We start from the raw sequence: 17,343 nt of genomic DNA, 5'->3' as shown, positions 1-17,343 counted from the left end.
TCCGTGACGCATCGCCTCACCACCCCCACTGTCAACCGATGGTTGACACCCTTGGACTGTCAACCTAAGGTTGACACATGGTGAATCCCGTACGCCCTACGCATCCCGTGCGCCTCGACGACCTGATCGAGGCCATCAAGAAGGTTCACACCGACGCCCTCGACCAGCTCTCGGACGCGGTGATCGCCGCGGACCACCTCGGTGACGTGGCCGACCATCTGATCGGACACTTCGTGGACCAGGCCCGGCGCTCCGGCGCCTCCTGGACCGACATCGGCAAGAGCATGGGGGTGACCAGGCAGGCCGCCCAGAAGCGGTTCGTGGCCAAGAACCCCGGCGAGGTGTCGGATCTCGACCCCAGTCAGGGGTTCAGCCGCTTCACCCCGCGGGCCAAGAACGTCGTGATGGCCGCGCAGAACGAGGCCCGCACGGCACACAACGACGAGGTGGGCACCGCGCACCTGGTACTGGGGCTGCTCAGCGAGCCGGAGGGACTGGCCGCTGCGTTCGTCAAGGCCCAGGGCATCCCCCTGGAGGACGTCCGCCGGGCCGCCACCGAGGCGCTGCCGCCGGCCGCGGCCGGCGAGCTGCCGGAGTTGATCCCGTACGACGCCGGGGCCCGCAAGGCTCTGGAACTGACGTTCCGGGAGGCCCTTCGGATGGGCCACAACTACATCGGCACCGAGCACATCCTGCTCGCGCTGCTGGAACAGGAGGACGGTACGGGAGTGCTGACAGGACTCGGCATCGACAAGGCGGCCGCCGAGGCCGACATCGCCGAGGCCCTCGCCCTGCTCACCACCCCGAAGGAGAACGGCTGAGCGGGGCGGCGCCGGCCGTCGTGTGACGGCGGCCGGCACGCGGCCTCCCCCCGCCGGTCGCGGCGAATTCCGGCCAGTGCACGGCGACCGGGGCAGCGAGGCCACGGCGGCCCCGGCCGACGCGGAAATGGCGCGCGGAGCGGGTGGCCCTCGGTCGTGGACCGTACGCCGACCAGGAACTCCGGCCCCGTTGACCAGGGGCTCCCGCTCCTGTCGACCCGGGCCTCCCGCCTCCGGAGCGGGCGCGGACCGCGGATTGCCGGCCGTCTTGGCGGGCGGTCAGCGGACTCCCGCTTCGAGCCTGAGGCTCCAGCGGCCCGGCATTCCGGTGAGAGTGACCGTGGAGAGCGGCCCGACATCCACGCTCCAGTACGTCGACGGCGGGGCCTTGAGCGCGTACACGAGCGCGGCCCGGACGACCGCCGGTTCGGCGACGGCGACGATGGCGCCGTCGCACGCGGGGCGGGTGTCCAGCCAGCCCCCTATCCGCGAGATGAACGCGAGCAGCGGTTCGCCGCCGTGCGGGGCGGAGCGCGGGTCCGCGAGCCAGGCGTCGACCGCCGCCGGTTCGCACGCCGTGACATCGGCGAGGGTGCAGCCCCGCCAGCGGCCCATGTCGCAGTCGCGCAGGGCCGGCTGGACGAGCGGGGCGAAGCCGAGTGCGTCGCCGGTGGCGCGGCTGCGCGGCGTCGGCGAGCAGTAGCGCAGTTCGGCGGCGCCCAGCGGCATGAGGGCGGGCGCGGCGAGCCGGATCTCGTACAGACCGGTGTGGTCGAGCGGCCGGTCGTCGTCGAAGCGCTCGGCGAGCAGGGTGGAGCTGCGCGCCGCGGCGACCAACGAGACTCTGGAAGTCATGGCGGTGATCGTGGATCCGAACACTCTTCCGGTCAAGAGGGCCTCCACAACTCCGTCCGACCCGGCCCGGGGCGAGGCGGATCCCGCAGCGCCCGTCCCTCGATTGGCTGGAACCGCCCTTCTCATGGGGCACGCGGGCCGCCCCGGTCAGGGCCGGCGGCCGCCCCGGAACCGGTCAGGACTTCGTCGCAGGCGGTGCGCAGCCGGCGGATCCCTTCGGCGATCTCGGACTCCCCGGCAGCCGCGGAGAAGCTCAGCCGGATCTGCGGGGACGGAGGTTCGGCGCAGAAGTACGGGCGGCCGGGCGCGATGGCGACGCCCGCGCGCAGGGCCGCCGAGACCACCGCGGACTCGTCCGTACCGGCCTCCGCCTCGGGCAGGCGCAGCCACAGGCTGCCGCCGCCAGCGGGGATGTGCGGGAGCGTGAGTCCGGGCAGTTCCAGGCCCAGCGCCGTCGTCATGGCGGTGCGGCGGCTGCGCAGCCCGGCCGACACGGAACGCAGATGGTGGCCCCATGCCGGGGATCCGACGAGTTCGAGCGCGGCCTCCTGGAGCGGCCGGGGGACGAAGAAGCTGTCGACGACCTGGATGGCCCGCAGCCGGCCCAGCACCGGCCCGCGGGCGGCCAGCGCCCCCACCCGCAGGCTCGGCGAGGCGATCTTGGTGAGGGAGCAGACATGGACGACCACCCCGTCCGGGTCGTCGGCGGCCAGCGGGGCGGGCAGCGGCCCGGCGTCGTCATGGACGAGCCGGCGCGCGAAGTCGTCCTCGACGACGAAGGCGCCCGCCGCACGGGCGATCCGGACGACCTCGGCGCGCCGTTCGGGGGCGAGGACCGCGCCGGTCGGGTTCTGGAAGAGCGGCTGACAGACGAAGACGCGGGCGCCGGTGGCGCGGAACGCCGCGTCCAGCAGCTCCGGCCGTACGCCGTCGGCGTCCACGGGCACCGGCACGGGCCGCAGTCCGGCGGCGCGGGCGACCGCCAGCATGCCGGGATAGGTGGGCGACTCGACCAGCAACGGGGCGCCGGGCGGGGCGAGCGCGCGCAGCGCGGTGGCCAGGGCGCTCTGGCCACCTGCGGTGATCAGCACATCGGCGGCGGTGAGCGCGGGCCCGATCCGGCGGGCGAACCAGGACCGCAGTTCGGTCAGGCCGTCGGTGGGCGGCCGGTCCCAGGCGCCGGGGCGGCGGCCGGCGCGGGCGAGGGCGGCGGCGAGCGCCCGCTCCGGCTGGAGGGAGGAGTGGAGGTAGCCGCCGTTCAGCTCGATGACTCCGGGCGGCGGTGCGGCGAGCGTGACCAGGACCCCGGAGGCGTCGACGGTGCGCGGCACCGCTTCGGGCCCGCCGTCGCCACTGAGGGAGACCTCCTGCCAGGAGGTGTCGCCCGGCGGGGGCACCTCGGTAGGGGGTTGCGCCCGGAACGCACCGGAGCCGGGCCTGGTGACCACGAGCCCCTCGGCGACGAGCTGGGCGATGGCCCGGGAGACGGTGACGGGACTGACCCGGAAGCGCTCGACGAGAGCGCGACTGGACGGCAGCTTTTCTCCTGGTGAGTAGCGGTTCAGCTCGCCCCGGAGAGATCCGACTAGGTCAGCGACGCTGCTACGCTCATGCATGAGAGCAAAGAGTAGCGCTATCGACGACAACACGATAGCGGTCGGCCCATCGGCCACTATCGATCCCGTCACCCGGACCACCGGCACCGACAGCGGTACCGCCACCGGCCGCGAGTCGTCCCGCGGCGGTCTCGTGCTCGCCGGGCTCGGTGTCCTCGCCTTCTCGCTGACCTTTCCTTCCACGGCCTGGGGGCTGGAGAGCTTCGGCCCCTGGTCGCTGGTGGCGCTGCGCACCCTGCTCGCCGCGGCGATCGCGGGCAGCGCGCTGCTCCTGGGCCGCGTCGCGATGCCGGACCGCCGGCACTGGGCCGGGCTCGTCGTGGTCGCCGCGGGCGTGGTGATCGGCTTCCCGCTGCTGACCACGCTGGCCCTTCGGACCTCGACGACCTCGCACGCGGCCGTGGTCGTGGGGCTGTTGCCGCTGACCACCGCGGTGTTCTCCTCGCTGCGGACGGGAGCGCGGCCGCCCCGCGCCTTCTGGGCCGCGGCGCTGGCCGGTGCGGCCGTGGTGATCGTGTTCACCGTGCAGCAGAGCGGCGGCGAGCTGTCCGGCGGCGATCTGTATCTGTTCGGCGCGCTGCTGGTGTGCGCGGCGGGGTACACGGAGGGGGGCAGGCTGGCCCGGGTCATGCCCGGCTGGCAGGTGGTCGGCTGGGCGCTGGTGCTCTGCCTGCCGCTCGCGGTGGTGGGGGCGGCGGTCGCGTTGCCGGCCGAGCCGGTGCGGCTGACGGCGCACGGGGTGATCGGTCTGGTCTGGGTGGCAGTCGTTTCGACCTTCCTCGGCCTGTACGTCTGGTACCGCGGGATGGCGGAGATCGGGGTGCCGCGGGCCAGCCAGCTCCAGCTCGGGCAGCCCCTGCTGACCCTGGCGTGGTCGTTCCTCCTGCTCGGCGAGAAGGTTCCGGCGGCGGCGCCGGTGGCCGCGGTCGCGGTGCTCGTCTGCATCGCGGCCACCCAGCGGGCGGGGCGTGACCGGCGGCCGCGGTGAGCGGTCCGTACTCCCCCACCGGGCGAAGTCGGCTTTCGGCCATAGACTTGTCGACATGGACCGCCACCCGTGAGGAGGTCAGTCCCGATGGAGGCACACACGGGCGACCGGCTGCTGATACACGGCAGGACCGTGGGGCAGCACGACAAGGTCGCAGAAATCGTCGAAGTGCTCGGGGCCGGGGGCACTCCCCCGTACCGCGTCCGCTTCGAGGACGGACACGAACACCTGATTTCACCAGGTCCCGACAGCGTCGTACAGCACACCGAAACCCGGAAGCAGCCCTAGGAGACTCCGTAGCGGCCTCCGGCGTTCGGTACCGCTCTTCGCCCCGGGCCGGGGGGCGGGCCGGCCCGTTCCCGGGCGGCCCGCCCCGATCACCCATCGCGCCCGCTCCGCCCTTCGGTCAGCGGGGTGGGCGCGCCCTGTTGCGGTAGTGGTCGGCGACCACCCGGTCCATGGCCCCGATCCGGTCCACGACCACGTCCTTCCCGGAGAAGTAGACGTGACCGCGCACCTGGTCGTACTTGGCGGCGAAGTCGATGTGCCGGGACAGTTCGGCCGGGTCCTGCCAGGCGGCGGGCTGGGCCGGGTCACCGGCCTTGTAGAGCGCCTCCCCCACGAACAGGTCGACCTCCGTGCCGCGTACCACCTCGCTCCACCAGGGCACCAGCTTGGCGTAGTCGGCGGCGGCGAAGCCGATGTTCCAGTAGACCTGCGGGCAGATGTAGTCGATCCAGCCCTTCCGGACCCAGCCGCGGGTGTCGGCGTACAGATCGTCGTAGGTCTGCACCCCCGCCCTGGTGTCGGAGCCGAGCGGATCGGTCGCGGCGTTGCGCCACACCCCGAACGGGCTGATCCCGAACTGGACGTTCTTCTTGATCTTCTTGATCCGCTCGGCGGTCTCGCGCACCAGCTTGTCGGTGTTGTCGCGCCGCCAGGCGGCCTTGTCCGGGAAACCCGCGCCGTACTTGGCGTACGTGGCGTCGTCGTCGAAGACCTGCCCGGCCACGGGGTACGGATAGAAGTAGTCGTCCCAGTGCACGGCGTCGACGTCGTAGCGGCGGACCGCGTCGAGCATCGCGTCCTGGACGAAGCGGCGGACCTCCGGAATCCCCGGGTTGTAGTAGAGCTTCCCGCCGTAGGGAAGGACCCAGTCGGGGTGCAGCCGGGCCGGGTGGGTGGCGGCCAGCCGGGACGGGTCGGTGTGGTTGGCGACCCGGTACGGGTTGAACCAGGCGTGCAGTTCCAGGCCTCGGCTGTGCGCCTCGCGGACGGCGGTGCCCAGCGGGTCCCAGCCGGGGTCCTTGCCCTGGACGCCGGTGAGGTACTGGGCCCACGGCTCGTACGGCGAGGGCCACAGCGCGTCGGCGGTCGGCCGGACCTGGAGGATGACGGTGTTCAGCCGCCGCTCGACGGCCTCGTCGAGGTACGCGATCAGTTCGGCCTGCTGCGCGGCCGCCGTCAGGCCGGGCTTCGAGGGCCAGTCGAGATTGGCGACGGTGGCGACCCACATGCCGCGCAGCTCGCGCCGGGCGGCGTGACGGCGGCCGGAGCGCTCCGGCACTCCGCTCCGCCGGGGCGGATCCGCGAAGGCGTCACCGGCCATGGTGACGGTGCTCACCATCCCCGCGACCACCCCGGCCGCCCCCGCAACAAAGCTTCTTCTGGCCATTTGCCGCATAAAGCTGCACCTGCCGTCTCTCTGTCATCGTCGCCATCGTCCGTCGCGCCTGTAATCAGGCGTAACGCAGAGCATGCCCGCCCCGGCCCACGATGACCCGTAGGCCGCGGAGTAACGTCGTGGGGTCGGGGCGGGCACCGGAATCAGACGGGAACCTGCGACACGCAGAACAGCGAAAGGCACGAGGTGACGGACTCTATGGCCGACATTGCACGCGTCGGAGTGGTGGGCTGTGGCCAGATGGGCGCGGGTATCGCGGAGGTGTGCGCGCGCAGCGGTCTTGAGGTCATGGTGGCCGAGACCACCGGAGAGGCGTTGGAGATCGGCCGCACCCGGCTGCACAACTCCCTCTCGAAGGCCGCCGAGCGCGGCAAGATCACAGCCGAGGAGCGCGACGAGACGCTCGCCCGGCTGAGCTTCACCACGGACCTCGGCGAGTTCGCCGACCGCGACCTCGTCATCGAGGCCGTCGTGGAGAACGAGCAGGTCAAGACCGAGATCTTCCAGGTGCTCGACCAGGTGGTGACCCGGCAGGACGCGATCCTCGCCTCGAACACCTCCTCCATCCCGCTGGTGAAGCTGGCCGTGGCCACCTCCCGCCCGGACCAGGTCATCGGCATCCACTTCTTCAACCCGGCCCCGGTGCAGAAGCTCGTCGAGCTGATCCCGGCGCTGACCACGTCCGACGAGACGGTGAAGCGTTCCGAGGCCCTGGTGCAGGACGTGCTCGGCAAGCACCCGATCCGCGCCCAGGACCGCTCCGGCTTCGTGGTCAACGCGCTGCTGATCCCGTATCTGCTCTCCGCGATCCGGATGTTCGAGTCGGGGATCGCCAGCCGTGAGGACATCGACAACGGCATGGAGCTCGGCTGCGCCCACCCCATGGGCCCGCTCAAGCTCTCCGATCTGATCGGTCTCGACACGGTGGCCTCGGTCGCCGACTCGATGTACGCGGAGTTCAAGGAGCCGCTGTACGCCGCTCCGCCGCTGCTCCAGCGCATGGTGGACGCGGGCAGGCTCGGCCGCAAGACGGGCTCGGGCTTCTACCCGTACTCCTGATCCTTGCTTCGTGCCCGTACGGGGCCGGTCCGGGCGATCCCCGGCCGGCCCCGTACGCGGTTGTGCGTGGCCGCGCCGCACGGTGCCTCTGCACCGCACCTCCGTGCGGCGCCTCACCCCAGCCGTAAGTGACGGAGCATCATCAGCCCGGCGGCCATTCCGGCGGCCGGGACGTCGCCTCGGGCGATCAGGCCGGGCACCAGCTTGAGCGGTATCCACTCGCGGCGCGAGGACTCGAAGGCGTCGCTGGGCGGGCCGGTCCAGCAGGCCTCCTCGGACCAGTAGAGGTGGTGCCGGGCGTCGGTGAGGCCGTTCGAGGGTTCCACGGTCAGCAGCGGGCGCAGCGGCCCGGGGCGCCAGCCGGTCTCCTCCTCCATCTCGCGAGCGGCGGCGGCCGCGATGTCCTCGCCGTCCTCGACGACGCCGGCGGCGAGTTCCCAGCCCCAGCTGTCCGTGATGAACCGGTGGCGCCAGAGCAGCAGCACCTCATCGGCCTCGTTGACGACGGTGGCCGCCGCGACCGGGCGGAGCCGGACGACGAAGTGGTCGAGATGGCTGCCGTCGGGGATGACCACGTCTGCCAGATTGACCTGGAACCAGCGATTTTCATACACGGTTTGTTCGTTCAGGTTCGTCCATTGCACGGTTCTGCCACCTTTCGACAAGTAGGTGGCAACATCGCAGCAGGAGCGGCATCGGAACGGAACGTACCGGTCCTCGTGAGTGCGAGCCGTCCACCGCGCTCACAGCGGTACGCGCAACGCCCCGTCGATCAGTTCGGCGGCCCGTCCCGCGTCGGCGCAGCCGCTCGCGACCAGGTCCTCGCGCACGGCGCGCAGCCGGTCGCGCAGCCGCCGCGACTCCATGCCCCCGGCCTGCTCCGCCATCTCCACGGCGGTGGCCGCCGCCCGGTCCGCCTCGCCCTGGCGCAGCTCGACATGGGTCAGCATGGCCAGCCGGTGCACCCGCCCCCGGTCGTGCGCCGGGATCCGCACCGCCTTGGCCGCGTGCTCCCGGGCACCCGGCAGATCGCCGATGCCGAGCAGCGCCTCGGCCACCTGCACATCGACCAGGCCCGGCTGGACGTACCCCGTCTCGTCCGGTTCCTGGCACGGCCGGATGCGCCCGGCCTCCGACTCGGCCCGCCGGATGGACTCCCGGACCCCGCTCGCGTCGCCGAGCCGGGCGTACGCCTTGGCCTGCATCGCGTACAGGTCGGCGGCGAGCGCCGGGCTGATGTGTCCGGTGGCGGCCCGCAGCGCCGCCTGGGCGAAGGCCACGGACTGCCGGTAGTCGGCGAGGTGGAGCGACTGGTTGACCATCAGGGCGATCACATAGCCGCCGAGCCCCCGGTCCCCGCTCGCCTTGGCCAGCCGCAGCGCATGGTGGAAGTAGCGCTGGGCGAGCCCGTGCGCGTCCGAGTCGTACGCGCAGATCCCCGCGACCGCCACCAGGCCGCCCGCCGCCCGGTACAGCCGGCGGCCCATCGCGTCGCTGTAGCCGCCGCGCAGCAGCGGGGCGGTCTCGGAGTTGAGGAAGCCGACGATGCGGGAACGGGTCGCGATTCCGCCTGCCCGGCGGTACATCAGTTCGTAGTGGGTGCGGGCCGCACGCAGGGTCTCTATGTCGGCCGTGGAGACCCTGGTCGGCCCCTCGCGCGAGACGTCGGCGTCCTCCGGCGGGTTCTCCCACTCCCAGACCGGCATCACCGCCGTGGTGCCCGTGACGGCGGCCGGGTCGAGGGCGTGCGCGCGCTGCGCCTCGTCGCAGCGCCACAGCGCGGTGGCCCGCTCGACGAAGCCGGTGAGCGGGGAGCCGGGCACGGACGAGCCGGTCCCCGGGGCCGCCATGCCGATGTCGTCCAGCGAGACGGGCCTGCTCAGCCGCTTGCCGAGCACTTCGCAGATCAGGTCGGGCACCTGGCCGCGCGGGCGCTGACCCTTCAGCCAACGGGCCACCGCGGTGTGTTCGTAGCGCAGGCACAGTCCGCGCGGGCGGCCGGCCCGGTTGATGTGCGCGGCGAGTCCCGCCCGGGAGACGCCCGCCTCCTCGATCAGGGCAGCCAGCAGAATGTTGGGCTCCGTTGCCCCCATGTGCCCCTCCGGTGGTTCAGCACGCCGAGGCGTGTCGCACCAGTGGAGCACGATTCACACGGGGTGTGAACGCAATGCCCGAACCGTCCCGCTGCGCACCCTGTTGCGCCGGTGCGCGGATGGGTTGAATCAGTCGTCTCGCAAGAGGCGGACGGGTCGTCTGCTCCCCCTCGTACAGTACGACGACCCGCAACCGCGCCGTCCGCCCTGCCGACCTGCCCGACACTCCGTGGCAGCGCGGACGGCGCCGGACCGCACGGCCCACTGCCCACGGATCGGAGGGTGGCTGCGGGATCGGCTCGGAGCCGGGTTCCCCCGGGCCGCGCCGGGGCCCGCGTGCGGTCCACGCCGTTCGGCGAGCATGGCAGGAGGGGCGCATCCGGTCACCGGATGCGCCCCTCCTCGCCGTCTGTGCGCGGAAACGCTACGCGCCGCGCAGCACCGCGCCCGTCCGCTCGGCGGCCAGGGCCACCGCCGCGTCGCGCGCGGCCGAGGCCTCGTCCACGGTCAGCGTGCGGTCCGCCGCGCGGAAGCGCAGCGCGTACGCGAGCGACTTGCGGCCCGCACCGATCTGCTCACCGGTGAAGACGTCGAACAGCCGCACCGATTCGAGCAGTTCGCCCGCGCCCTCGCGCAGCGCCCGCTCCACGTCGGCGGCCGGGACGTTCTCCGCGACGACCAGCGCGACGTCCTGGGTCGCCACCGGGAAGGTGGAGATCCGGGGCGCCTGGAGCGCGCCGTCGACGGCCTGCTCCAGGACGTCGAGCTCGACCTCCACGGCGCAGGTCCGCTCGGGCAGGTGGAGGTCCTTGACGACCCGCGGGTGCAGCTCACCGGCGTGACCGAACAGGGTCTCCTCGCCGTTCACCGTGACGTACAGCGCGGCGCAGCGGCCCGGGTGCCACGGCGCGTGCCGGTCACTGCGCACGGTCACCTCGACACCGGCCTCGTGGGCGATGGTGCGGGCGGCCTCGATGGCGTCCGCCCAGTCGGCCGGGCGGCCCTTGCCCCACCAGCCGGCCTGCTCACGGGCGCCCGCGAGGACGACCGCGGCGCGGCGCGGCTGACGCGGCAGCGAGGCGTCGAGGCCCGCGATCTCCTCGGCGGTGGGACGGCGGTCGACGGGCAGCGGGACGGCCTTCGTCTCCGTGCCCGTGGGCCGGAAGACCAGGCCGGTCTCGAAGAGCGCGAGGTCGTGGCTGCCGCGGCCGTCGTTGCGCCGCAGTGCGCCGAGCAGGCCCGGCAGCAGTGTGGTGCGCAGCGCCGGCTCCTCGTCGGAGAGCGGGTTGACGAGCTTGACGGTGCGCCGGCGGGCGTCCTCGGCGTCGAGCCCGAGCTGGTCGAGCGCGGCCTCGCCGATGAACGGGTAGTTCAGCGCCTCGACGAAGCCGGCTCCGGCAAGCGCCCGGCCGACCCTGCGGTACAACCGCTGGCGGTCGGTGAGCCCGCGGCCGGACGGCGGGGTCGGGAGGGTGGACGGGAGGTTCTCGTAACCCTCCAGGCGGATGACCTCTTCGGCGAGATCGTTCGGCTCGCTGAGGTCGGGGCGCCAGGACGGCACGGTGACGATCAGCTCGTCCTGCCCGTAGACGTCGCAGCCGACCTCCTGGAGGCGGCGTACGACGGTCTCGCGGCCGTACTCGACGCCGGCCACCTTGTCGGGGTGGTTCGCGGGCATCGCGATGGTGCGGGGCGCCGACGGTGCGCTGACCTCGGTGACCCCGGCCTCGGCGGTGCCGCCGGCGAGGAGCACCAGCAGGTCGACGGTGCGCTGTGCGGCGGCCGCGGCGGCCTGCGGGTCGGATCCGCGCTCGAAGCGCTTGGACGCCTCGGATGACAGCTTGTGGCGACGCGCGGTCCGGGCGATCGAGATCGCGTCGAAGTGCGCGGCCTCGATGACGACCTCGGCGCTGTGGTGCTCGCCGTCGACGTCCGCGATCTCGGTGTTGGCACCGCCCATGACGCCCGCGAGGCCGATCGGCCCGCGGTTGTCCGTGATGACCAGGTCCTCGGCGTCCAGGACGCGGACCGTGCCGTCGAGGGTGGTCAGCTTCTCGCCCTGCTGGGCGCGGCGCACCCCGATCGGCCCGTCGACGCGGGTGCGGTCGTAGGCGTGCAGCGGCTGGCCGAGTTCCAGCATCACGTAGTTGGTGATGTCGACGGCGAGCGAGATCGGACGCATCCCGGCCTTCTGCAGGCGGCGCTGCAGCCAGATCGGGGAGCGGGCCTCGGGCTGGAGGCCGACCACGGTGCGCGCGGTGAACTTGTCGCAGCCGATCGGGTCGGCGACCTTGACCGGGTAGCCGTACGCGTTCGGCGCGGGCACGTCCAGCAGCGCCGGGTCGCGCAGCGGCAGCCCGTACGCGATGGCGGTCTCGCGGGCGACGCCGCGCATGGAGAGGCAGTAGCCGCGGTCGGGCGTGACGGCGATGTCCAGGACCTCGTCGACGAGCTGGAGCAGCTCGATCGCGTCGGTGCCCACCTCGTGCTCCGGCGGCAGCACGATGATGCCGTGCGTGCCGTCGTCGCCCATGCCGAGCTCGTCGGTGGAGCAGATCATGCCGTGCGAGGTCTTGCCGTACGTCTTGCGGGCGGCGATCGCGAAGTCACCGGGCAGCACGGCGCCCGGGAGGACCACGACGACCTTGTCGCCGACGGAGAAGTTACGGGCGCCGCAGACGATCTCCTGCGGCTCGCCGGTGCCGTTGGCGCTGCCGACGTCGACCGTGCAGAAGCGGATGGGCTTCTTGAAGCCCTCCAGCTCCTCGATGGTCAGTACCTGTCCGACGACCAGCGGGCCCTTGAGGCCGGCACCGATCTGCTCGACGGTCTCGACCTCCAGACCCACGGCGACGAGCTTGGCCTGTACGTCACGGCCGGTCTCCGTCGCCGGCAGGTCGACGTACTCCCGCAGCCAGGAAAGCGGGACGCGCATCAGATCTCCATCCCGAACGGCCGGGTGAACCGGACGTCACCCTCGACCATGTCTCGCATGTCTTCTACGTTGTGGCGGAACATCAGCATCCGTTCGATGCCGAACCCGAAGGCGAATCCGCTGTACTTCTGGGGGTCGACGCCGCAGGCGATGAGCACCTTGGGGTTGACCATGCCGCAGCCGCCGAGCTCGATCCAGCCCTCGCTGCCGCAGGTGCGGCAGGGGCGGTCCGGGTTGCCGACGGACGCGCCGCGGCAGACATAGCAGACCATGTCCATCTCGGCGGACGGCTCGGTGAACGGGAAGAAGTTGGGCCGCAGCCGGGTCTTCATGTCCGGGCCGAAGAGCGCCTGGACCATGTGGTCGAGGGTGCCCTTGAGGTCGGCCATGGTGAGGCCCTCGTCGACGGCCAGCAGCTCGATCTGGTGGAAGACCGGGGTGTGCGTCGCGTCGAGCTCGTCGGTGCGGTAGACGCGGCCGGGGCAGACGACGTAGACCGGCGGTTCCCGGTCGAGCAGGGAGCGGGCCTGGACCGGCGAGGTGTGGGTGCGCAGCACGACCCCGGACTCGTCGTTCCTGGCGCCGTCGGGGCCCTGGACGAAGAAGGTGTCCTGCATCTGCCGGGCCGGGTGGTCGGGCACGAAGTTCAGGGCGTCGAAGTTGAACCACTCCGCCTCGGCCTCGGGGCCCTCGGCGACCTCGTAGCCCATGGCCACGAAGACGTCCGCGACGCGCTCCATGAAGGTCGTCAGCGGGTGGCGGGCGCCGGCCGGGGTGCGGTCGTAGGGCAGCGTGACGTCCACCGCCTCCTCGACCAGCACGCGGGCGTCCCGCTCGGCCTCCAGCTCCGCCTGACGGGCGGCGAGGGCCTTGCTCACGGCGCCGCGGGCCTGGCCCACGCGCTTGCCCGCCTCGGCCTTGGCCTGCGGCGGCAGTGCGCCGATCTCGCGGTTGGCGAGCGACAGCGGTGAGGTACCCCCGGTGTGCGCGGTCTTCGCCTGGGCGAGCGCGTCGAGGTCACCGGCGGCGGCGAAGGCGGCGAACGCCTCGTCCCGCATGCGCTCGATCTCTTCCGGTTTCAGTGCCTCGACCTCGACTGGGTCGTACGACTTGTTCGGTGCCGACATCTCTTCCCGTGCTTCCGATTGGCTGATACTGCGCTTACCGGGGAAGGCCCCGGACCCCCATGGCCCCGATCGACGACTGGAGGACGCAAAGGTGCCAAAGGTCGAGTCTAAGGGCCACAGGATGTGTGGGAGGCCCGTGGGCCCGCTCAGACCAGGTAGGCCGGCGTGCTCACGGGCAGGATAAATCGGAATTCCGCGCCGCCGCCGGGGCCGCGACCGACCGTGATCGTGCCGCCGTGCGCCTCGACGATGCCCTTGACGATGTAGAGGCCCAGGCCCGTACCGCCGCGCTTGCTCCCCCGCCAGAAGCGGGTGAAGACACGGCCCATCGACTCCTCGGGGATGCCGGGGCCTTCGTCGCTCACGGTGACCGCCGTTCCCTTCTCGTCGCTCTTCGCGGGTGCGGGTGCGACTTCAATGGTGACGGTTCCCTCGCCGTGGCGCACCGCGTTTTCCAGCAGGTTGCCGAGCACCTGGTCGACCTTGTCCGGGTCGGCCCAGACCGCAGGCAGCGGCTGGCAGGTGCGGACGAGGAAGCGGTCGGGGTTCTGGCCGGTCGCGGTGAGGGCCTGGACGTGGCGTTCGACGGCGAGGGAGAGGTCCACCGGCTGGCGCCGCAGCTCCAGGCGCCCGGAGTCGATCCGGGAGATGTCGAGCAGTTCGGCGATGAGCCGGGTGACGCGGCCCGCGTCGGCGTCGACCGTCTCCAGCATCAGCCGCTTCTGGTCGTCGGTGAACCGCTCCCACTTGGCGAGGAGGGTCGCGGTGAAGCCCTTGACGGAGGTCAGCGGGGAGCGCAGCTCGTGGGCGACCGTGGCGATCAGCTCGGCGTGGCTGCGTTCGTTGCGGCGGCGGGCCTCGGTGCCGCGCAGCGAGACCACCACCCGGCGCACCGGTCCGGTCGGGTGCTCGCGCACGTAGCGGGCGGAGACCAGGACCTCCCGGCCGCCGGGCAGCAGCAGATTGCGTTCGGGCTGGCCGACCCGGGTGGCGAGGCCGCCGTACGGGTCGGTCAGGGCCCACCAGCGGCGGCCCTTGAGGTCCTCCAGCGGCAGTACGTGCTCCAGGGAGCGGCCGAGGGCGCCGGCCCGGGGCATCGCGGTGATCCGGGCGGCGGCGGCGTTGAAGCAGATGATCCGGCCGGTCCCGTCGGCGACGACCAGGCCGTCGGGCAGGTCGTCGGGATCGATCCCCAGGCCGACGGCTGCGGGCTCGGGGCTCTCGGCCGCTTCGGCGCGCACGACGGCGGCATGTGTCTCGCGCGGCGTGCTCATGCCGACAGCCATATCCCGTACCCCACCTCTCGAACCGGTGCAGTGGGCCCCCGAGTTCGCCACCCTACTAGTCGTCGGTGACGCGGCGACACCCTGCGTTGTCACCGCGGGCGCTGGGCCCTCGCGGAGGCGTACAGACACACGGCCGCCGCCGTCGCCAGGTTGAGGCTCTCCGCCTTACCGTGGATGGGCACCCGCACGACCGCGTCGGCCAGTGCCCGGGTCTCCTCCGGCAGCCCCCAGGCCTCGTTGCCGAAGACCCAGGCGGTCGGCCCGCCCATGGTGCCCGCGTCGAGCTCGTCGTCGAGGTCGTCGTCGCCCGCGCCGTCGGCGGCGAGGATCCGTACGCCCGCCGCCCGCAGCCCCTGCACGGCCTGCTCGACCGGGACGCCGACGGCGACCGGCAGATGGAAGAGCGAACCGACCGAGGCCCGGACGGACTTGGGGTTGTACAGGTCCACCGAGGCGTCGGTGAGCACGACGGCGTCGGCGCCCGCCGCGTCGGCGCAGCGCAGCACCGTCCCGGCGTTCCCGGGGTCGCGTACGTGGGCGAGGACGGCGACCAGTTTCGGCTTCGCGGCGAGGATCGCGTCGAACGGGGAGTCGAGGAAGCGGCAGACGCCGATCAGGCCCTGCGGGGTGACGGTCTGCGAGACGTCGGCGAGCACGTCGCCGTCGGCGAGGTGCACCCGGGCGCCGGCCGCGTGGGCGGCGGCGACGATGTCGGCGTACCGCTCGGCCGCCTCGACGGTGGCGAACAGCTCGATCAGGGTCGGCTCGCCGTCGCTGCCGCGGTGCTCGGCGGCCTCGCGCACGGCCTGCGGCCCCTCGGCGATGAACCTGCGCTCCTTGCCGCGGAAGTTGCGCTTGGCCAGCCGCCGGGCGGCGGTGACGCGCGGCGATCGCGGGGAGATCAGTTCGGGGGTGCCCATGGTCGGCGGCGAGCCTCTCTGCGTACGGAGGTGGCGGACGTACGGAATGCGTCGTGCAACGCACCGGACCCGCAGACGGCGAGCGCCTGCGGGTCCGGAACGGAAGACAGTGCGACCTGGATCAGGCGGCCTTCGGGGCGTTGACGTCGCTCGGGAGGGCCTTCTGGGCAACCTCGACGAGGGCGGCGAACGCGTTGCTGTCGTTGACCGCGAGCTCGGCCAGGATCTTGCGGTCCACCTCGATGTTGGCGGCCTTCAGACCCTGGATGAGGCGGTTGTACGTCATGCCGTTCTGGCGGGCAGCGGCGTTGATGCGCTGGATCCACAGCTGACGGAAGTCGCCCTTGCGCTTCTTGCGGTCGTTGTAGTTGTAGACGAGGGAGTGGGTGACCTGCTCCTTCGCCTTGCGGTACAGGCGGGAGCGCTGACCGCGGTAACCGCTGGCCTGCTCGAGGATTGCCCGGCGCTTCTTGTGAGCGTTTACTGCCCGCTTGACGCGTGCCACTTTTTAACTCCTTGTAGCGGGGCTGGTGTTCGTGGTGTCGACTCACCCAGCCCGGAAACGAATTGGTCCCGGTCTCGAATGCGCCGCCCGCGGATTCGCCGCGGGCCGCGGACTCACTTGCCGAGAAGCTTCTTGATCTTCTTGGCGTCGGACGGAGCCACTACGACCGTGCCGGTCAGCGAGCGGGTCTTCTTGGACGACTTGTGCTCAAGAAGGTGGCGCTTGCCTGCGCGCTCACGGAGCACCTTGCCGGAGCCGGTGATCTTGAAGCGCTTGCTGGCACCGCTGTGCGTCTTGTTCTTCGGCATCGCGCCGTTCTCTCCTCGTCAGTGGCGCCCCTCGCGGTGCGGGCACCGGGCAGCAGGGGCGTCAGATCTTGGTGGGAATTCCGGGGAGACCCGGGGCCGCCTGGATGGCGGCCCCCTGAGGTCAGGCCTCGGAAGGTGTCTCGGCCGGAGCCTCGGGCTGCGCTTCGGCAGCCTCGCCCGCGGCCTCGGCGTCGGGGGTGGAACCCTGACGCCCCGCCTTGCGGGCGGCCTGGGCCTCGCGGGCCTCGGCCATGGCTTCGGTCTTCTTCTTGTGCGGGCCCAGAACCATGATCATGTTCCGGCCGTCCTGCTTCGGGTTGGACTCGATGAAGCCGAGTTCCTCCACGTCCGAAGCCAGACGCTGGAGCAGTCGGAAGCCCAGCTCGGGGCGGGACTGCTCACGACCACGGAACATGATCGTGATCTTGACCTTGTCGCCCTGCTTGAGGAACCGGACGACGTGACCCTTCTTGGTGTCATAGTCGTGCGGGTCGATCTTCGGCCGGAGCTTCATCTCCTTGATGACCGTGTGCGCCTGGTTCTTGCGCGCCTCACGGGCCTTCATGGCCGACTCGTACTTGAACTTCCCGTAGTCCATGAGCTTGCACACGGGCGGACGGGCGGTCGCCGCCACCTCGACCAGGTCGAGGTCGTACTCCTGTGCGAGTTCCAGGGCCTTGGCAAGCGGAACAATCCCGACCTGCTCGCCGCTGGGACCGACAAGTCGCACCTCGGGAACGCGAATCCGGTCGTTGATGCGGGGCTCGGCGCTGATGGATCCTCCTCGGTAGCACCACGCGGCCGCCTGGCGGACAGCCACGTAACGTCTGTTTCGTGAGACCAACCGCACCAGTGCAATAAAAATGCCCCGGACGGGACACAGGCGGGGCTCCTGGAACAACCGGAACCACCGCGGTCAACCGCGGGGCGCATCGGGCGGTCCCATCGTCCGTACGGAACGATGGTCACCGCCTGACCGGATGACCTGCCGTCCCGAAGGGCGGTCAGGTGGGAGATCGGAGCCTCCACTTGTGGGCCGGGCACATAGCTGCCCAGCCGGTCGTTACACAAGGTTAGCAGCTCCCCCCGGCGGACGCTAACCGGCTGTCGCCCGCCGCTCCCGCGGACGGGGCGGCAGTGGCGTGG

Annotated in this window: 16 protein-coding genes; 4 read left to right on the top strand and 12 right to left on the bottom strand. The window is 71.9% G+C overall.

What is annotated here, in order from left to right; all coding sequences use genetic code 11:
* The first annotated feature begins 77 nt into the window (after positions 1 to 77).
* A complete protein-coding gene (locus OG842_RS31780) occupies positions 78 to 821 on the top strand; it encodes a Clp protease N-terminal domain-containing protein (protein WP_266735996.1) in 744 nt (247 codons plus the stop codon).
* Between the two features lie 279 nt (positions 822 to 1,100).
* On the opposite strand, the gene OG842_RS31775 is transcribed toward OG842_RS31780, so the two are convergent.
* Positions 1,101 to 1,676 carry a histidine phosphatase family protein gene (locus OG842_RS31775; RefSeq protein WP_266735997.1) on the bottom strand — a complete coding sequence of 192 codons (576 nt, stop codon included), beginning with the start codon at positions 1,674 to 1,676 and terminating at the stop codon, positions 1,101 to 1,103.
* Between the two features lie 122 nt (positions 1,677 to 1,798).
* Complete coding sequence (locus OG842_RS31770; RefSeq protein ID WP_266735998.1) at positions 1,799 to 3,292, bottom strand: aminotransferase-like domain-containing protein; 1,494 nt, start codon at positions 3,290 to 3,292, stop codon at positions 1,799 to 1,801.
* On the opposite strand from OG842_RS31770, the gene OG842_RS31765 reads away from it, so the two are divergent.
* Both OG842_RS31765 and OG842_RS31760 read left to right on the top strand, forming a co-directional pair.
* Entirely contained in the window at positions 3,291 to 4,280 is a 990-nt protein-coding gene (locus OG842_RS31765) for a DMT family transporter (RefSeq protein ID WP_266735999.1), read from the top strand. The two genes, OG842_RS31770 and OG842_RS31765, sit on opposite strands and share 2 nt — an antisense overlap.
* 87 nt (positions 4,281 to 4,367) lie before the next feature.
* Positions 4,368 to 4,568 carry a DUF1918 domain-containing protein gene (locus tag OG842_RS31760; protein ID WP_266736000.1) on the top strand — a complete coding sequence of 67 codons (201 nt, stop codon included), beginning with the start codon at positions 4,368 to 4,370 and terminating at the stop codon, positions 4,566 to 4,568.
* A 118-nt stretch (positions 4,569 to 4,686) separates the two neighbouring features.
* Here OG842_RS31760 and OG842_RS31755 read toward each other — a convergent pair whose 3' ends face one another.
* Positions 4,687 to 5,964 carry a glycoside hydrolase family 10 protein gene (locus OG842_RS31755; RefSeq protein ID WP_266736001.1) on the bottom strand — a complete coding sequence of 426 codons (1,278 nt, stop codon included), beginning with the start codon at positions 5,962 to 5,964 and terminating at the stop codon, positions 4,687 to 4,689.
* A 198-nt stretch (positions 5,965 to 6,162) separates the two neighbouring features.
* Between OG842_RS31755 and OG842_RS31750 the strand changes: the two genes are divergently transcribed.
* Entirely contained in the window at positions 6,163 to 7,023 is an 861-nt protein-coding gene (locus OG842_RS31750) for a 3-hydroxybutyryl-CoA dehydrogenase (protein ID WP_072484448.1), read from the top strand.
* A gap of 113 nt (positions 7,024 to 7,136) precedes the next feature.
* On the opposite strand, the gene OG842_RS31745 is transcribed toward OG842_RS31750, so the two are convergent.
* The 9 genes from OG842_RS31745 to infC all read right to left on the bottom strand — a co-directional run bounded on the left by OG842_RS31745 (position 7,137) and on the right by infC (position 17,017).
* Positions 7,137 to 7,667 carry an NUDIX domain-containing protein gene (locus OG842_RS31745; protein ID WP_266736002.1) on the bottom strand — a complete coding sequence of 177 codons (531 nt, stop codon included), beginning with the start codon at positions 7,665 to 7,667 and terminating at the stop codon, positions 7,137 to 7,139.
* Positions 7,668 to 7,766: 99 nt separating this feature from the next.
* The gene (locus tag OG842_RS31740; RefSeq protein ID WP_266736004.1) at positions 7,767 to 9,116 is read right to left on the bottom strand and encodes a transcriptional regulator; all 1,350 of its coding nucleotides are present in this window, start codon (positions 9,114 to 9,116) and stop codon (positions 7,767 to 7,769) included.
* 424 nt (positions 9,117 to 9,540) lie between these two features.
* Positions 9,541 to 12,051, bottom strand: a complete 2,511-nt coding sequence (gene pheT, locus OG842_RS31735) for a phenylalanine--tRNA ligase subunit beta (RefSeq protein WP_266736006.1) — start codon at positions 12,049 to 12,051, stop codon at positions 9,541 to 9,543.
* On the bottom strand, positions 12,051 to 13,178 hold the full coding sequence (gene pheS / locus OG842_RS31730; RefSeq protein ID WP_266736007.1) for a phenylalanine--tRNA ligase subunit alpha: 1,128 nt from the start codon (positions 13,176 to 13,178) through the stop codon (positions 12,051 to 12,053). The genes pheT and pheS overlap by 1 nt, the downstream gene beginning before the upstream one ends.
* A 146-nt stretch (positions 13,179 to 13,324) precedes the next feature.
* A complete protein-coding gene (locus OG842_RS31725) occupies positions 13,325 to 14,464 on the bottom strand; it encodes a sensor histidine kinase (protein ID WP_266736008.1) in 1,140 nt (379 codons plus the stop codon).
* Positions 14,465 to 14,553: 89 nt separating this feature from the next.
* Positions 14,554 to 15,384 (bottom strand): TrmH family RNA methyltransferase, encoded by an 831-nt coding sequence (locus OG842_RS31720; RefSeq protein WP_266736009.1) that lies wholly within the window; start codon positions 15,382 to 15,384, stop codon positions 14,554 to 14,556.
* A 121-nt stretch (positions 15,385 to 15,505) separates the two neighbouring features.
* Entirely contained in the window at positions 15,506 to 15,889 is a 384-nt protein-coding gene (gene rplT / locus OG842_RS31715; RefSeq protein WP_072484442.1) for a 50S ribosomal protein L20, read from the bottom strand.
* A 113-nt stretch (positions 15,890 to 16,002) separates the two neighbouring features.
* Positions 16,003 to 16,197 carry a 50S ribosomal protein L35 gene (rpmI, locus tag OG842_RS31710; protein ID WP_072484441.1) on the bottom strand — a complete coding sequence of 65 codons (195 nt, stop codon included), beginning with the start codon at positions 16,195 to 16,197 and terminating at the stop codon, positions 16,003 to 16,005.
* A 121-nt stretch (positions 16,198 to 16,318) separates the two neighbouring features.
* Complete coding sequence (infC, locus tag OG842_RS31705) at positions 16,319 to 17,017, bottom strand: translation initiation factor IF-3 (protein ID WP_266736011.1); 699 nt, start codon at positions 17,015 to 17,017, stop codon at positions 16,319 to 16,321.
* Positions 17,018 to 17,343: the final 326 nt, after the last annotated feature.

The organism is Streptomyces sp. NBC_00376 (assembly GCF_036077095.1).
GTDB lineage: Bacteria > Actinomycetota > Actinomycetes > Streptomycetales > Streptomycetaceae > Streptomyces.
Note: the sequence above shows the minus strand (reverse complement) of the source record. Positions and strands in the feature narration are given on the sequence as shown.

Coding starts and splice junctions, on each gene's coding strand:
- OG842_RS31765 (WP_266735999.1), top strand. CDS start 3,291: ATGAGAGCAAAGAGTAGCGCTATCGACGACAACACGATAGCGGTCGGC.
- rpmI (WP_072484441.1), bottom strand. CDS start 16,197: ATGCCGAAGAACAAGACGCACAGCGGTGCCAGCAAGCGCTTCAAGATC.
- OG842_RS31760 (WP_266736000.1), top strand. CDS start 4,368: ATGGAGGCACACACGGGCGACCGGCTGCTGATACACGGCAGGACCGTG.
- OG842_RS31770 (WP_266735998.1), bottom strand. CDS start 3,292: ATGCATGAGCGTAGCAGCGTCGCTGACCTAGTCGGATCTCTCCGGGGC.
- OG842_RS31740 (WP_266736004.1), bottom strand. CDS start 9,116: ATGGGGGCAACGGAGCCCAACATTCTGCTGGCTGCCCTGATCGAGGAG.
- OG842_RS31725 (WP_266736008.1), bottom strand. CDS start 14,464: ATGGCTGTCGGCATGAGCACGCCGCGCGAGACACATGCCGCCGTCGTG.
- OG842_RS31775 (WP_266735997.1), bottom strand. CDS start 1,676: ATGACTTCCAGAGTCTCGTTGGTCGCCGCGGCGCGCAGCTCCACCCTG.
- OG842_RS31780 (WP_266735996.1), top strand. CDS start 78: ATGGTGAATCCCGTACGCCCTACGCATCCCGTGCGCCTCGACGACCTG.
- OG842_RS31750 (WP_072484448.1), top strand. CDS start 6,163: ATGGCCGACATTGCACGCGTCGGAGTGGTGGGCTGTGGCCAGATGGGC.
- pheS (WP_266736007.1), bottom strand. CDS start 13,178: ATGTCGGCACCGAACAAGTCGTACGACCCAGTCGAGGTCGAGGCACTG.
- OG842_RS31755 (WP_266736001.1), bottom strand. CDS start 5,964: ATGCGGCAAATGGCCAGAAGAAGCTTTGTTGCGGGGGCGGCCGGGGTG.
- OG842_RS31720 (WP_266736009.1), bottom strand. CDS start 15,384: ATGGGCACCCCCGAACTGATCTCCCCGCGATCGCCGCGCGTCACCGCC.
- pheT (WP_266736006.1), bottom strand. CDS start 12,051: ATGCGCGTCCCGCTTTCCTGGCTGCGGGAGTACGTCGACCTGCCGGCG.